Raw genomic sequence first — 14,122 nt, 5'->3', positions numbered from 1 at the left:
AGAAACTGCCGGTCACAGCCAGACATCTCCCAAGCGACGCCCCGCCAAAAAGCCATGCCGACCAGCGGCCAGCGTGGCTATTGGCCGATGGCGCAGGGCGAATCGGTTCAGCCGACCTTCTTGATTGCCGGCTCCGGTACGCCGGCCGCTGACCGTGTCATGGAAAGGTTCAGTAGTTTGCGCGCCAGATCCATCGCCGGCCTTTCAACCAGCTTCCAGGAAACGATTGCCATCAGCGTGGCTGACACCAGGGACAGCAGCAAGTGCATAGCAAACGAAATGCCCGGCCACATGAACAACACCAATTGCTGCAATGGCCAGCCCCACAGATACAGGCCGTAGGAAATATCGCCCTTGAGCTTGACCACCTGCGGGGCGCAGGCGACCGCCAGGATGGTCGAGAACACGGCCGCATAGAAGACATAGTCATCCCACACCGCCCCCCTGAAGAGAACGTACAGCAATCCAAAACCAAACGGCATCAGGAAGGATACCGAAACCTCCTGCTTGTACACCGCGCACAGTCCACCCAGCGCGAAGCAGAATGGCGTGAAACGATGATCCAAGGTATCGGGCAAGAAGTAGAACAGCACCGGTTTGCCAAGCATCGAATCGCCAATGATCACCAGGGCCAGCACCAGGGTTACGCGTTTCTGGAGCAGGCCGAGCGCGAACAGAGCCAAGATCAGCGCATAGGAAAATACTTCGACCGTCAGGGTCCAGAGCGGCACGTTGACGCTGCCGGAAGCAGGGCTAGCTTCAAACACCCCCGGCAACTGATGGTAGCCGCCGCCCACTGCGCCCCAGCCGCCAAACAAGGACATCTTGACGAAGAAACGGTAAGTGTCGGAGTGGACCAAATAGTCGCCAAGTGGCAGCGTGGTAAGCGCCGTCCCGATGCAGAACGTGACGATTAGCAGCATGAACAGCAGCGCCGGCATGATCCTGAACAAGCGCGACACCACGTATTTCTTGAGCGACTTGCCCTCGATGATCGAATTGGTGACCAGCAGCCCGCTCAGGAAGAAGAAGCTTTTCACGGCCAGATCGCCGGAATCGAAGCCAGTCAGTACACGGATAATATCGCGTGCGCCGGAGTTGGCCACAAAGGTGAACGTGTGTCCGTAGATAACTAGTGCCGCAGCGAGCAACCGGATCAGGTCAAAGTTATTCTGGCGCGAAGAAAGCGCGCCATCTAGATATCGCATGTTTTTTCCAGATATGGAATCAGGTCGGCGAGGCGGGCAATCGGCTCAGCAGGACCATGGTCGCCATCGTTGCCGAAATAATATAGCCTGGTCAAACCGGCTGCCTGGCCGGCCTGGGCGTCGGACGCCTTGTCGCCCACCATCAGCGAACGCGCCAGGTCGATATCGAGTTCGCGCGCGGCGCGCAGCAGCATGCCCGGCCCCGGCTTGCGGTCCTGGCTATCCTGTTTGTAGGTTCCGATGCCGTGTTCCGGGTGGTGCGGACAGAAGTAGACGCCATCCAAGGTGCCGCCCCGTTGGGCAAACTGCTCCCCCACCCAGTCCATCAGCAGGTGAAAATCTTCCGGCGTGTAATAGCCGCGGCCAATGCCGGCCTGGTTGGTGACGACCACCACCAGATAACCGGCGCGCTTGGCGGCGGCGACCAGTTCAAAAATGCCTTCGATGAAATCGAAGTTCTCCTTCTGATACACGTAGGTGTGATCGACATTGATCACGCCATCGCGATCCAGGAACAGGGCAGGACGCGCCATCGCTCAGAGTCCTGCCAGTTCGGTCTGTGCGCGGGCAAAATCGTCCGGCACACCAATATCGATGAAGTGCCCGGCCGTGACGAACAAGTCGAAGGGCCTGCGCGCCAGTTCCGGCATCAGATAGTCGGTTTCCAGCGAAAACGCCTGCTCCAGAGCGAACCCGTCCAACTGCCCGCGGTTCAACACATACGTGCCGCCATTGATCAGGCCTGGTCCGCCGGCGCCTTTTTCGGCAAAACCGGTGACCCGGGCGCCGTCGGTCGCGAGGCGGCCATAGCGTGCGGTATCCGGCACGGCGCGCCCGACGATGATCGGTTCACGCCGGATTTGCCATTGGCTTTCCACGGCATCGATTTCCAAGTCAAGATAGGTGTCGCCATTGAACACGAAGACATGATCCTGCTGGCATTTCGCCATTGCCAGGCGCACTGCGCCGCCGGTGCCCAGCGGCGACTGCTCGACCGTGTACACCAGTTCCATGCCGGCATGGCTGGGGCCGAAATGCGCGATGATTTTCTCCGACATGTAGCCAAGCGACAGCACCACGCGGCTGAAGTCCTTGTCGGCCAGGGAGCGCAGCAGGATGTCGAGGAAAGGACGGCCGGCAATCGGCGCCATCGGTTTCGGCAAGTCGGGGACCGCTTGCCTCAGGCGGGTGCCAAACCCGCCTGCGAGGACGATTGCTTCCATTACTGCGGTGGGGTGAACAAGGCGTTTTCAATCAGGCCACACAGGATGTGGCCCAGCACCAGGTGGCCTTCCTGGATTTTCGGCGTATCCGACGACGGCACTTCGAACAGGTGGTCGCACAGTTCACGCATCGGGCCGCCGCGATTGCCGGTCAGGCCAATGCAGATCAGGCCGCGGCTGCGGGCCTCGACCAGCGCTGCCAGGATGTTGGGCGACTTGCCAGAAGTGGAATAGGCGATGAAAACGTCACCCTTGTCTCCGTGTGCCTGCACCTGGCGCGTGAACAGCTTTTCATAGCCGTAATCATTGCCAATGGCGGTCAAGATCGAGGTGTCCGTGGTCAGCGCGATGGCTGGCAGGCCTGGACGGTCGAAGGCAAAGCGGCTGACAAACTCGCCCGCGATGTGCTGGGCGTCAGCGGCGCTGCCGCCGTTACCAGCCAGCAGCAGCTTGCCGCCATTTTTCATACAGGCGATGCAAGTCTCGGCGGCTGCGGCCATAGTTTGCTGCAAGGCCTGGTCGGCCAGCATGGCGGCCATCACGCGTTGCGCTTCGGCGATCTGGGCGCTGATATATTCCTTCATTACACTCTCCATGCTTGTGCTGCGTGTTTGGTGAAATGGCAGTTGCTTACCTGACCATCGAATTGTTTCAGGGTGCGGATGACGTCCATGCGCTTATCCGGCGGCACGAAGAACATCATGAATCCGCCGCCGCCGGCGCCCGACACCTTGCCCGCCAGTGCGCCAGCCCCGATCGCAGCGTTGTAGATTTCTTCGATATGCGAGTTCGAGACCGTGTTGGCGGAACGCTTCTTGTTCTCCCAGCCTTCACGCATCGACTCGACGATCCCGTCGAAATCGCCGCGCAGCAGACATTCCTTCATGACCAGCGCTTCGCGCTTGATGCCGTGCATCGCTTCCGTGCGGTCGACCAGACCTGCTTCCACGTTGCGGCTCTGGTCAGCGATGATCTTGGCCGATTCGCGCGACACCCCGGTGTAGAACAGCACAAGCGACGCCTCGAGCTCGCACAGGATCCAAGGCTTGATACGCAGCGGATTGACGACCGTGCGGTCGGCGTAGAACTCCATGAAGTTGAAGCCGCCGAAAGTGGCCGAGTACTGGTCCTGGCGCCCGCCCTGCAAACCGCAATCGACGCGTTCGATCTTGTACGCCATGCTGGCGATCGTGTAGTCGTCAAGCGGCAGGTTGAGCAGTTCAACGAAGGCGCGGATCATCGTTACGACCAGGGTCGACGAGGAGCCCAGGCCGGAACCGGCCGGGGCGTCGCAGAACGTGCTCAGCTCCAGCGCGATCGGCACGCCATTGTTGTAAACGCGGATCATCTCGTTGTACACCGCCTTGTGCAAATCGAGCTTGCCATTGAGCTCCAGCGGATGTGACACGGCCAGCAATTTCTCGGCTTGCTGGTCGGTCGCCGAGAAGCGCACGACCGGCTCGTCAAGCGTCTTGATGACTGCATAGGCGTAGCGGTCGATGGTTGCATTCAGCACGTGGCCGCCGTACAGGTCACAATACGGGGCGACATCGGTGCCGCCACCGGCCAAGCCGAGGCGCAGCGGGGCGCGGGCACGGATAACAGTCATAGCGTCCTCAACGAGTCAGATAGCCCTGGCCGGACTTGATGCGCGCGCGCCAGTATTCAAGCAGGTCGCGCATGGTCTGTTCGAACGAAATCTGCGGTTCCCATCCAGTGTGGGCCTTGAACTTGGCGCAGTTCGGCACTTGCAGGTCAGCGTCGATCGGGCGCAGGCGTTCCGGATCGGTTTCGACGCGGATATCCTTGACGGTCGACATCGAAATCAGCGTCTTCAGCATGTCGGCAATGCTGCAGGTATAAGTGCCGCCGATATTGTAGTAGGCTGCCGGGGTCGGGTTGATCGTGACCAGCATGTAGTAGGCGCGCACGGCGTCACGCACGTCCGCGAAGGTGCGCAGCGAATCGAGGTTACCGGTCTTGACTACCGGTGGGATCAGGCCAGCTTCGATCATGGCGATCTGCTTGGCGAAGGTCGACTCAGCGAAGACATCGCCACGGCGCGGGCCGGTGTGCGTGAACATGCGGGTTGTCATCACAGTCATGTCGTAGGCTTCGGCGTAGTAGCGGCCGATCAGGTCGGTGCCCACTTTCGAAATCGCATAGGGCGATGCCGGGTGGAAGGTGCACTCCTCGTCGATAGGCAGCTTCTCTTTTGGCACGCGGCCGAACACTTCGGACGAGGCGCACACGTGGGTAACGGCCTTGATATCGTTCTTGCGCAGCGCTTCCAGCACATTGGCAGTGCCTTGCACGTTGGTTTCCAGCGTGTCCAGCGGCGAATCGAAGCTGGTTTTCGGATAGCTTTGCGCAGCCAGGTGGAAGACATAGTCCGGCTTGGCTTTTTTGACCGCTTCGTGGATCGACAAGTAGTCGCGCAGGTCGCCGTACAGCAGGTGCACGCGGTCGTTGGCATTAATGCGTGGCAGCAGGTGGGAAATATTGTCCAGCGGGCTGCGCCAGCGCGTCAGGCCAAAGATTTCCCAATCGGTTTCCTCGAGCAGGAAATCGACCAGATGGGAGCCGACCATGCCGGTAATTCCCGTGATAAATACTCGTTTCTTGGTCATGTTGGCGCCTCTAAATTCAGTGTGTTGGTAAGAAAATTAACGAATAATGATAGCAAACAAACGGCGGCCCACCAAGGCCGCCGTGTCGCACAATCGCTTATTGCAAGTCGATCTTGGCGACTACGCCGCTGTCGTAATAGCCCGAGCGGTCGCTGGCAATCACGTGCACCGACAACTCTTGCGTTCCCTTGTCAATGGCCGAGGCCGGAACCTCGAGGTAGAACTGGCTTTTCAGGTACTTGGGATTGCTGTGGGCTTTAGCGATGTCGGGACGTTCGCCACCGTAGATGGCGGTAAACGGCTTGCCGCCGATCATAACTACTACGCCCGCTGCCGCCTCACCCTTCACCGCGTCGACATAGTTGCCGGCAATTTCAATCTTGTCGCCCTTGACGGACACCGTTGCGCCAGCTTTCAGGACTGCGCCGTTGATCGCATCGACGCCGCCAAAGGCGACGCCTTCCAGGCGATTGGTAATCTTGCTGAAGTCTTCGGCCGCTGGCGCGGCTGGGGCGCTGGCGGGAGCAGCGGCGCTGGCGGGAGCAGCGGCGCTGGCGGGAGCCGGCGCCGGCTTGTCCTGGCAGGCCGCCAGCAACACGCCAGCCACCAGCAGGGCTGCATATTTCATCTTAGTAGTCATAGTCTTCATTTGCGTGCGGTTTCCCAGTTCTGTTCGTACCATTCGTAAGTGCGGCGCACGCCATCAGCCAGCGCCACCTTGGCCTTGAAGCCGGTGCCATGCAAGCGGTCCAGGTTGTAGAAACGCACCAGCTGGCCATCCGGCTTGCTAGCATCCCATTCGACCGGCACGCCAGTCAGTTCGTGCAGGGTGTCGACGATGTCGCGAATCGGATGGCGTTGGCCACTACCGAGGTTCACCGCGCCCTCCAGATTGCGCCAGATGGCGATCAGCGCCGCCGCCGTGTCATCGCAGTACGAGAAGTCGCGGATCGCCACGCCGCTGCCCCACACGCGCACGGCGGTGCCGGCGCGACGGGCAGCAAAGAACTTCGCCACCAGCGAAGGCGTCACATGACCTTCTTCGATATTGAAGCTGTCGTGCGGGCCGTACAGGTTGCCGCTGATGACAAAGGCCGACGACAGGCCGTACTGTTCACGGGCCGCTTCCAGCTGCGCCATCATCAGCCGCTTGGAATGGGCATAGGAATCTTCGGACCCATGCGGAGGACCGATCCATACCTGGTTCTCGAACAATTCCTGCTGGCCCTTGAGCTCGGGATAAACGCAGCCCGACCCCATGGCCACAATCTTTTTCACGCCGGCGCGGCGCGCCTGTTCCACCACGTTCGTATTGATCAGGACGTTGTCCACCAGAATGTCCGACTTGTAGCGCAGGTTGCCACCCAGTCCATGCACGCGCGCCGCCAGGTGGAACACGTATTCGGGCTTCACCTGCTCCATCAAGCGCGTCACTGCTGCCACATCGCGCAGGTCGCAATCGCGGCTGCCGATCGCAGTAATCTTGCTGAAACCTTCCTCCTGCAGCGCCCGCACCAATGCCCGGCCAACCAAGCCGGTGCCGCCGGTAATCAGGATGCTTGCGTCAGGGTTAATCGTGATGGGATTGTTCATCAGTTCTCCATTTCTTGGCGTGAATATAACGTTCTTTGAATTTGTTCAGGTAACTCTTGTTCTTACTCGTCGACAGCAACAGCAAGCCGCCGGCGGCGAATGTGTCGCGCCACGACACTTGCAGCAATGCCTTGAGCACGTCGAACCAACTGGCCGGCTCGTACAGGAAACGCACCACATCGGTACCAATCAGTGGCGCAAAGGCAGCCAGCGGCTGGCCACTGCCTCGGAACAGGCGGTATTTGGTCAAGATGAATTCGGCTTGCGAACGGGCCGACTTGACCCGCACGCGCGACGTCACGGCATGCTTGCGGAAGCGGCTCAGCGCTCCATGATGGAACACCACCTTGCCGTGCTTCATCACATCGCCGACAAACAACCAATCACCAGTTAGGCGCAGGCGGCGCAGGAACGGCGTGAACGCGGCGCGGAACGAGGCCGCAGTAAACAGCGCCGAGCTCATATTGGGAACGGTCTGGCCGCGCAACTGGTATTGCACCAGCTCGCGCAGGCCGTCGGTATGGAAATCGGCATCCCAACGCGTGTCTTTCCAGACTTCGTGGAAATAGCTGTCGGTGTGACCAATGGTTTCACTGGCTTCGTTGATGACCAGCGAACTGCTGTAAAACAGGGCCGCTGCCGGTTCCGCCTGCAAGGCCGCGACTGCGGTTTCGAGGAAGGTCGGCTCGGCGACGTCATCGCTTTCACACACCCAGATGTACTCGCCGCTAGCCAGCGTGCAGATCCGCTCCCACGCGGCAAAAGGTGTGCCGGAGTTGCGTTCGTTAGGCAGGTAGCGAAAGCCGTGGGCTGCCTGAAGTTCCCGGATCACGCGGTCCGAGTCGTCTTCCGAACAATCGTCGATCACGATCAGCTCGACATTGCCATAAGTCTGGTTGACGATCGACTCGATGCGTTCGCGAATATACTTGCCGTGGTTATACGACGGCACCAGCACGCTTACTTTGGGCTGCGCCATGTTCATGCCTGATTCTCCAATTGATAAAGGCGGCGGATTACCGGCCACTTCGATTCCCATGAATAACGCTCCATGCACAGCTTGCGCGCAGCCTGTCCCATGCGGTCGTTCAGCTCCATATCGGTCAGCAATTGCACGCAGCGTTGCGCAAATGCCTGCGGGGTCTCGGCGATGAAAACATCGATGCCGTCCTGGTAGGCCAGGCCCTTGGCGGCAATCGGCGAGACCACGCTCGGGCAGCCCAGTACCGCGTACTGGTTGACCTTGCCGCGGAAGCCGGAGCCGCTCAGGGCCGGTGCGATACAGACCCGCGCATCGGCGATATGTGGCGCAATCGCCGGCACCTCGCCGACGAACTCGATGCTCTCATCGTGATAGGCAGCAAACGGCGTCATATCGCCACGGCCGACCACCGTCAGCACATAGCCGGGAACGCTGGCCTTGATCTGCGGATGGACATGGTCAAGGTACCAGCGCAAGGCATTGACGTTGGTCTCGGAGCCGAAATAGGCGACATATAGCACGCGGCAGGTGCGCTCGGCAGCCGGGGGCGGGACGAAGCCAGGCGTCAGCGCTTCGGCAAACTCGAACGACGAAACGCCAGTGTCGACCCAGCGGATATGGTGCGAGCCAGTCACCGCACGCAGGAAGGCGGCGTCGGCGCGCGAAACGCAGACCACGTCGTCAGCCTTCTGCGTGAAGCCAATCTCAACCGCCGCAGTGCGGATGGCCGATGCGAATTTCAGCAGGCGCATGCCGTAACTCTGGCTGAATTTGGCGCGCAGGTCGAGCAACAGCACCTTGGTCTGGGCTTCCATTGGCGTAAACAGGATTTTGCCGCCAATCGCGCGGAAAGCATCGATATGGTAGCCGCTCTGGTGGAATTGAAGGTCCACCACGTCGTAAGGGAGTACCGAGCCGCGCAAAGCCGCCAGTCCGAGCGGTGTCAAGTCCTCGACCGGCGACAGATACACGTTATGGAAGATCTTCGGCAAGTCATCGATCGACCAATCAATCGATGGGCGGTGATGGGTCAGCAGGTCGATCTGCACATGCGGGCACTTTTGCCGGATCAGGGCGTACATGTCGAGAATGCGCAAGCCGCCTGCGTGGGCGCGGGTCGGGCAGTAATAGCTAACCAGCAGGATGCGGAAGGGCTTGTTTTCTGCGCCGGCCGGGTTCGCCGCCAGCGGCACCGCTGCGGCCGCGCTTGCCGAGGGCGCCGCCTGGCGGGCCAGGTTGGCGCGACGCTTGACCTTACCCAACAGGCGCGTCATCGCGCGCAATGGTGCCGTCACGCGCCAGGACTTGGATCGGTACAGGTCGGCCATGGCCGCCGCCAGTTTGTCATTCATCGCATCGCGCTCCTTCAATTTGGCCTCCATCGCCACCATATCGCTAGCGCGCTCGCTGTCGAGTTGCGCGATCCGTGCTTGTAGTTGCTCCATGCTGGCGCGCCGGGTCTCCGATTCGAGCGCCACGACACTGCGCGCCATCTCCACCTGACCGATCTGGCTGGCGCGCTCGGCCAGTTCGACGGTCAACTGGCGCAACTGCTGGTCACGCTCGCCGAGCATTTCGGCCGCCTGCCTGAGCTGGCTGTTGCACGCATCGAGAGCCTCGTGTGCTTGACGCAATCGGGCATCGCGCTCACCCAAGGCTGCTTCGGCCTGCCGCAACTGGCCCTCGCGCTCGCCCAGCGCCGTGTTGGCCTGCAGCAGATGGCTGTGCCGATCGCCAAGTTGCTCGTTCAACTGGCGCAGCTGACTGTCGCGTTCACCGACCGTGGCAGCCAGCTGCCGCAGCTGACCATCGCGCTCGCCGAGCGAGTCGGCCAGTTGCCGTGTACGCTCTTCCACAGCGGCCAGTGTGGCGGCCATTTCACGCGCCTGCTCTTCCCGCTCAGCCTGCACGGCGGTCAGCCGCTGTGCGAACGCATCGCGCTCGCCCACCAGTTTCGCCAGTCCGTCACGCTGGAAATCGCGGTCCGCCACGACAGCCACCAGCGTTCCGCTGACCTCCGAAATCAGGCTCGACAGGCGCTCAATTTCGCTAGTGGCTTGCGCCAGCCGGCCGTCGCGGTCGTCAAACGCTGCCTTGGTAGCCTCCAGCATGCCGTCGCGTTCTGCTGCACTGCGCAGCATTTCCTTGAACGCATCGCTGCTTTCGATCGGGGTCTCGTACACGCCATGCGGCAGGGCCGGCAAGGCACCCGCCCCGGCCACGGCAATCAGGTACAGTGGCGCGCGCACGCCGTCGGCAACGCTGAAGTCGCCGTCCGCCCTACCGTAAGTGCGCCCCGGCTGGGCCACAGTTTCGGCCAGGATGGCGGAACCATACAGCAGGCGCTGTGAATACAGTTCAACATTGGCAAAACTATTGCGCAGCAGGCCCACGAACTCATCGCGGTACAGCTCCTTGACGTGGAACTGGTTGACGTAGCCGCGCTCATCAGAGTAGTAGCGCTTATCGGGACTGGAGATCACCAGGATCCCGTCCGGCTTCAGGACGCGCCGGATCTCGCTGATCATCTTTTCGTGCTGGTCATGGTGTTCGATGGTCTCGAAGCTCACCACCACGTCAAAAGTGCCTGCCTCGAAGGGAATGGCGGCGCAGTCGCCGAGCAGGAATTCCAGGTTGCCCGCGCCGTAAGTCGCGCGCGCATGATCGACGGTTTCAGCGGCAATGTCGACGCCCGACACCTGTGCGGCGCGCTCAGCCAGCAGTTGCGAGCCGTAGCCTTCGCCGCAAGCGATGTCAAGCACACGTTTGCCCGCCACCAGCTCGCGGGCCAGCAAGTAACGGTGGATATGTTCCAACTCGCCGTCCACACTTGATTCCGGGATAAAGCGTTCCCCTGTAAATTTCATAAAGTCTCAGTAGTCGGTAAAACAGATAAGGTCATATTGCGCATGGGGACGCCCATCAGACCAAGGCAGACAGAGCTAGCGTGCACGCGCACCATCAGCGCGTCGTGGACCCAATGATGCTGCACATGTTCGTCCTGGGTACCTTCGGCGATGGCGGGAGAAAAACTGTAGTCTCCCGACGGCAATACCGGCATGCGGAACTCAAAACGCGCCACCACGTCTTCGCCTGGTCCCACCAGCGGCGCATCGAATTGGTAGGCCAAATAGGTATTGTCAGCAAAAACGACCTGGCCCAGACGGTCGCGCACCACGAAGCCGATAATCGGGCGTACCGCTCGGCTAGCCCGGCAGCAGATCTCGAGGATGACATTTTCGCCGCCCACGACCCATGACAGTGGAGCGGCGCTCTCGTCGAGCAGGCGAACCGAGGTGATTGCGGCGGCCCCGCTGCCGAATCCGGCCTGCTGCTCGTCAGGCTCAAACTGGAACACCTCGATATCGTTGCGCAAGGTCGAGCCGTTGAACAGCGCCGTCCGCATGTCACGGTAGTCGGTGGCCACTGCCGCATCCGGCTTGGTCGGTGCCTCGGCTCCGGCTGGGGAGTCATCCTGTGCCGTTTCATATAATGATGCCAAGTAGCGCTCGATGACATCCTTGGGATGGCCCTGCATGGCGACGGCTCCATCTTCGAGCAGGATGGCGCGCGTGCACAGGTTGGTCACGGCAGCGGTATCGTGGCTGACGAACAGCACGGTGCCGGTCTTCATGAAGTTGCGCAGGAAACGCATGCATTTCTGCGTGAAGAAGGCGTCGCCCACCGACAAGGCTTCATCCACCACTAGGATGTCGGCATCGACGTGTGCGATCACGGCAAAGGCCAGCCGCACCAGCATGCCGCTTGAGTAGGTCTTGACCGGCTGTTCGATAAACTCGCCGATGTCGGCAAACGCCAAGATGGCGTCGAAGCGTGCCTCCGTTTCGTTGTGGCTCAGCCCCAGGACGGCAGCGTTCATATAGACGTTCTCACGTCCGGTGAATTCGGGATTGAAGCCGGAACCCAGTTCCAGTAGGGCCGCGATGCGGCCGTGCGTACTGATCGTGCCGCCAGTCGGGTTGAGCGTGCCGCAAATCATTTGCAGCAGCGTCGATTTACCGCTGCCGTTGCGACCGATGATGCCGACTGTCTCACCGCGCCCGACCTCAAAGCTCAGTCCCTTTAGGGCCCAGAATTCGCGGAAATACTGTTGGCCGCCGTGACCACCGGCCAGGCGGTGCAGGCGCGGAAGAATAGCCTGCTTCAGGCGGTCATGCGGTTTGTCATAGATCTGGAAGCACTTGCTCAGGTTCTCGACCTTGATGGCGATATCAGAGGACATCGGCAAATCCCTTTCTCGTCTTCTGGAACCAGGCAAAGCCCAGCCAGGCCAGCACCGACGAACACAGCAGGTATACGGCCCAGGTCGCCAGGTCCGGCACCCGGCCCCAGAACAGCACGTCGCGCGCCTGCTCGATGACCAGGGTCAGGGGATTGAGCAGCAGCAGGTGGCGGTACTCTTCGGGCAACGCACTGGCCGGATAGAAAATCGGCGACAGGAACATCAGCACCGTGGTGACGATGCCGATGAATTGCGCCACGTCGCGCAGGTAGACCCCGAGCGATGCCAGCGCCAGGCCCAGCCCGATAATCAGCAGCAGCAGCGGCAGCAGCACCAGTGGCAGCAGCAACACTGTCGCGTGCGGTACGCCAAACAGCAGTGCATAGGCCAGCAGCCACACGGCCAGGCTGATCGCCGCATGGAACAGGGCCGATCCCAGCCCGACCCACGGCAGGATCTCCAGCGGGAACACCACTTTCTTGACGTAGTTGACGTTAGCCAGCACCAGTCCCGGCGCCCGGTTGACGCACTCAGCAAACAGGTTGAACACGATCAGGCCGGCAAACAGCACCAGCGCAAATTCCGTCTTCGAGGCGCTGCCGGCCTGCCAGCGCGCCTTGAACACCACGCTGAAGACGAAGGTGTACACCAGCAGCATGAACACCGGATTGAAAAACGACCACAGGATCCCCATGAACGAGCCGCGGTAGCGGCCTACCACTTCACGCTGGACCAGCGAACGCAGCAAGGTGCGGTGACGCCACACGCTGCCGGCCATCTCGGCCGGCGCGATCGAGAAATTCTGCATCAGGCAAAGACCTCGGCTTCACGCAAGGGCGTGCCCTGGGCATCCTTGGCCGACAGCACCGGGCTGCCGTCGAACTGCCAGTCGATCGCCAGCTCGGCATCATTCCAGGCGATGCTGCGCTCATACTGCGGCGCATAGTAGTCGGTGGTCTTGTACAGGAACTCGGCGCTGTCGCTGAGCACGACAAAGCCATGGCCGAAGCCTTCTGGCACCCACAGCTGACGCTTATTCTCGGCACTCAGGATTTCCCCGACCCACTGGCCGAAGGTTGGCGAGCTCTTGCGCAGGTCAACCGCCACATCGAACACGCTGCCACTGACAACACGCACCAGCTTGCCTTGCGCCTGCTGGATCTGGTAATGCAGGCCGCGCAGCACGCCCTTGGCCGAGCGCGAGTGGTTATCCTGCACGAAGTGCACGCACCTGCCCACCGCTTCGTCGAAGCGGGCCTGGTTGAAGCTCTCGTAGAAAAAACCGCGCTCGTCGCCGAACACTTTCGGTTCCAGCAGCAAGACCTCGGGGATACGCAAGCGGGTCACATTCATCAATACACCTTCTCTTCCAGGATGCGCAACAAGTATTGGCCATAGCCGTTCTTGGCCAGCGGCCGGGCCAACTGTTCCAGCCCTGCCGTATCAATCCAGTCCTGGCGGAAGGCAATTTCCTCTGGGCAGGCCACCTTCAGGCCCTGGCGGTTCTCCAGGGTGGCGATGAACTGGCTGGCTTCCAGCAAAGACTCGTGGGTGCCGGTATCGAGCCAGGCATAGCCGCGGCCCATGATTTCGACATTGAGCTGGCCGCGCTCCAGGTACAGGCGGTTCAGGTCGGTGATTTCCAGCTCGCCGCGCGGCGATGGTTTCAGGCTCCTGGCCAGCTCGACAACCTGGTTGTCATAGAAGTACAGGCCAGTTACCGCGTAGTTCGACTTTGGCTTGGCCGGCTTTTCTTCCAGCGACAGCACGCGCCGCTGCGCGTCGAATTCGGCGACGCCGTAGCGCTCAGGATCCTGCACATGGTAGGCAAAGACGCTGGCGCCTTCGTCGCGCGCCATGGCATTGCCCAGCAAGTCCTGGAAGTCGTGGCCGTAAAAAATGTTATCGCCCAGCACCAGCGCCGACAAGTCGTCGCCAATGAAGCGCTCGCCGATGATGAAAGCCTGCGCCAGGCCATCCGGCGATTCCTGCACGGCGTACTGCAGGTTCAAGCCCCACTGTTCGCCGTTGCCCAGCAACTGCTGGAAGCGCGGGGTGTCCTGCGGCGTCGAGATGACCAGGATATCGCGGATACCTGCCAGCATCAGGGTGCTGAGCGGGTAGTAGATCATCGGCTTGTCGAACACCGGCAGCAATTGCTTGCTGATCGCCAGCGTGGCTGGATGGAGGCGGGTGCCGGAGCCGCCAGCGAGGATAATACCTTTGCGTTTCATGCGGTTTTC

General features: G+C 61.0%; 14 protein-coding genes. All 14 read right to left on the bottom strand.

From position 1 onward, the window contains the following. Positions 1-107 precede the first annotated feature (107 nt). Positions 108-1,208, bottom strand: coding sequence for an acyltransferase family protein (locus ACN9MY_RS05470; protein ID WP_426336940.1), 1,101 nt, complete (start codon positions 1,206-1,208; stop codon positions 108-110). Next, positions 1,196-1,741, bottom strand: coding sequence for a D-glycero-alpha-D-manno-heptose-1,7-bisphosphate 7-phosphatase (locus ACN9MY_RS05465; RefSeq protein ID WP_426321006.1), 546 nt, complete (start codon positions 1,739-1,741; stop codon positions 1,196-1,198). The genes ACN9MY_RS05470 and ACN9MY_RS05465 overlap by 13 nt, the downstream gene beginning before the upstream one ends. 3 nt (positions 1,742-1,744) lie before the next feature. Then, complete coding sequence (locus tag ACN9MY_RS05460) at positions 1,745-2,431, bottom strand: nucleotidyltransferase family protein (RefSeq protein ID WP_426321004.1); 687 nt, start codon at positions 2,429-2,431, stop codon at positions 1,745-1,747. Continuing rightward, a complete protein-coding gene (locus tag ACN9MY_RS05455) occupies positions 2,431-3,015 on the bottom strand; it encodes a D-sedoheptulose 7-phosphate isomerase (RefSeq protein WP_426321002.1) in 585 nt (194 codons plus the stop codon). Before ACN9MY_RS05455 ends, ACN9MY_RS05460 begins: the two co-directional genes overlap by 1 nt. Beyond that, a complete protein-coding gene (locus tag ACN9MY_RS05450) occupies positions 3,015-4,040 on the bottom strand; it encodes a dehydrogenase (RefSeq protein WP_426321000.1) in 1,026 nt (341 codons plus the stop codon). Before ACN9MY_RS05450 ends, ACN9MY_RS05455 begins: the two co-directional genes overlap by 1 nt. 7 nt (positions 4,041-4,047) lie before the next feature. Further along, positions 4,048-5,061, bottom strand: a complete 1,014-nt coding sequence (locus tag ACN9MY_RS05445) for a GDP-mannose 4,6-dehydratase (RefSeq protein WP_426320998.1) — start codon at positions 5,059-5,061, stop codon at positions 4,048-4,050. A 97-nt stretch (positions 5,062-5,158) separates the two neighbouring features. After that, positions 5,159-5,701, bottom strand: coding sequence for a hypothetical protein (locus tag ACN9MY_RS05440; protein ID WP_426336939.1), 543 nt, complete (start codon positions 5,699-5,701; stop codon positions 5,159-5,161). A 5-nt stretch (positions 5,702-5,706) separates the two neighbouring features. Further along, the gene (locus ACN9MY_RS05435) at positions 5,707-6,654 is read right to left on the bottom strand and encodes an NAD-dependent epimerase/dehydratase family protein (RefSeq protein ID WP_426320994.1); all 948 of its coding nucleotides are present in this window, start codon (positions 6,652-6,654) and stop codon (positions 5,707-5,709) included. Beyond that, positions 6,632-7,639, bottom strand: coding sequence for a glycosyltransferase family 2 protein (locus ACN9MY_RS05430; protein WP_426320992.1), 1,008 nt, complete (start codon positions 7,637-7,639; stop codon positions 6,632-6,634). The genes ACN9MY_RS05435 and ACN9MY_RS05430 overlap by 23 nt, the downstream gene beginning before the upstream one ends. Further along, positions 7,636-10,503 carry a methyltransferase domain-containing protein gene (locus tag ACN9MY_RS05425; protein ID WP_426320990.1) on the bottom strand — a complete coding sequence of 956 codons (2,868 nt, stop codon included), beginning with the start codon at positions 10,501-10,503 and terminating at the stop codon, positions 7,636-7,638. Before ACN9MY_RS05425 ends, ACN9MY_RS05430 begins: the two co-directional genes overlap by 4 nt. Then, positions 10,500-11,879 (bottom strand): ABC transporter ATP-binding protein, encoded by a 1,380-nt coding sequence (locus ACN9MY_RS05420; protein WP_426320988.1) that lies wholly within the window; start codon positions 11,877-11,879, stop codon positions 10,500-10,502. Before ACN9MY_RS05420 ends, ACN9MY_RS05425 begins: the two co-directional genes overlap by 4 nt. Further along, positions 11,869-12,687: an ABC transporter permease gene (locus ACN9MY_RS05415; protein WP_426336938.1), complete on the bottom strand. Its 819-nt coding sequence runs from the start codon at positions 12,685-12,687 to the stop codon at positions 11,869-11,871. Before ACN9MY_RS05415 ends, ACN9MY_RS05420 begins: the two co-directional genes overlap by 11 nt. Further along, positions 12,687-13,232: a dTDP-4-dehydrorhamnose 3,5-epimerase gene (gene rfbC, locus ACN9MY_RS05410; RefSeq protein WP_426320984.1), complete on the bottom strand. Its 546-nt coding sequence runs from the start codon at positions 13,230-13,232 to the stop codon at positions 12,687-12,689. Before rfbC ends, ACN9MY_RS05415 begins: the two co-directional genes overlap by 1 nt. After that, on the bottom strand, positions 13,232-14,113 hold the full coding sequence (gene rfbA, locus ACN9MY_RS05405) for a glucose-1-phosphate thymidylyltransferase RfbA (RefSeq protein ID WP_426320982.1): 882 nt from the start codon (positions 14,111-14,113) through the stop codon (positions 13,232-13,234). Before rfbA ends, rfbC begins: the two co-directional genes overlap by 1 nt. Positions 14,114-14,122 lie beyond the last annotated feature (9 nt).

The sequence above is a fragment of the Pseudoduganella sp. R-31 genome (assembly GCF_049913235.1).
In the GTDB taxonomy this organism is placed as follows: domain Bacteria; phylum Pseudomonadota; class Gammaproteobacteria; order Burkholderiales; family Burkholderiaceae_D; genus Rugamonas.
Note: the sequence above shows the minus strand (reverse complement) of the source record. Positions and strands in the feature narration are given on the sequence as shown.

Coding starts and splice junctions, on each gene's coding strand:
- ACN9MY_RS05470 (WP_426336940.1), bottom strand. CDS start 1,208: ATGCGATATCTAGATGGCGCGCTTTCTTCGCGCCAGAATAACTTTGAC.
- ACN9MY_RS05465 (WP_426321006.1), bottom strand. CDS start 1,741: ATGGCGCGTCCTGCCCTGTTCCTGGATCGCGATGGCGTGATCAATGTC.
- ACN9MY_RS05460 (WP_426321004.1), bottom strand. CDS start 2,431: ATGGAAGCAATCGTCCTCGCAGGCGGGTTTGGCACCCGCCTGAGGCAA.
- ACN9MY_RS05455 (WP_426321002.1), bottom strand. CDS start 3,015: ATGAAGGAATATATCAGCGCCCAGATCGCCGAAGCGCAACGCGTGATG.
- ACN9MY_RS05450 (WP_426321000.1), bottom strand. CDS start 4,040: ATGACTGTTATCCGTGCCCGCGCCCCGCTGCGCCTCGGCTTGGCCGGT.
- ACN9MY_RS05445 (WP_426320998.1), bottom strand. CDS start 5,061: ATGACCAAGAAACGAGTATTTATCACGGGAATTACCGGCATGGTCGGC.
- ACN9MY_RS05440 (WP_426336939.1), bottom strand. CDS start 5,701: ATGACTACTAAGATGAAATATGCAGCCCTGCTGGTGGCTGGCGTGTTG.
- ACN9MY_RS05435 (WP_426320994.1), bottom strand. CDS start 6,654: ATGAACAATCCCATCACGATTAACCCTGACGCAAGCATCCTGATTACC.
- ACN9MY_RS05430 (WP_426320992.1), bottom strand. CDS start 7,639: ATGAACATGGCGCAGCCCAAAGTAAGCGTGCTGGTGCCGTCGTATAAC.
- ACN9MY_RS05425 (WP_426320990.1), bottom strand. CDS start 10,503: ATGAAATTTACAGGGGAACGCTTTATCCCGGAATCAAGTGTGGACGGC.
- ACN9MY_RS05420 (WP_426320988.1), bottom strand. CDS start 11,879: ATGTCCTCTGATATCGCCATCAAGGTCGAGAACCTGAGCAAGTGCTTC.
- ACN9MY_RS05415 (WP_426336938.1), bottom strand. CDS start 12,687: ATGCAGAATTTCTCGATCGCGCCGGCCGAGATGGCCGGCAGCGTGTGG.
- rfbC (WP_426320984.1), bottom strand. CDS start 13,232: ATGAATGTGACCCGCTTGCGTATCCCCGAGGTCTTGCTGCTGGAACCG.
- rfbA (WP_426320982.1), bottom strand. CDS start 14,113: ATGAAACGCAAAGGTATTATCCTCGCTGGCGGCTCCGGCACCCGCCTC.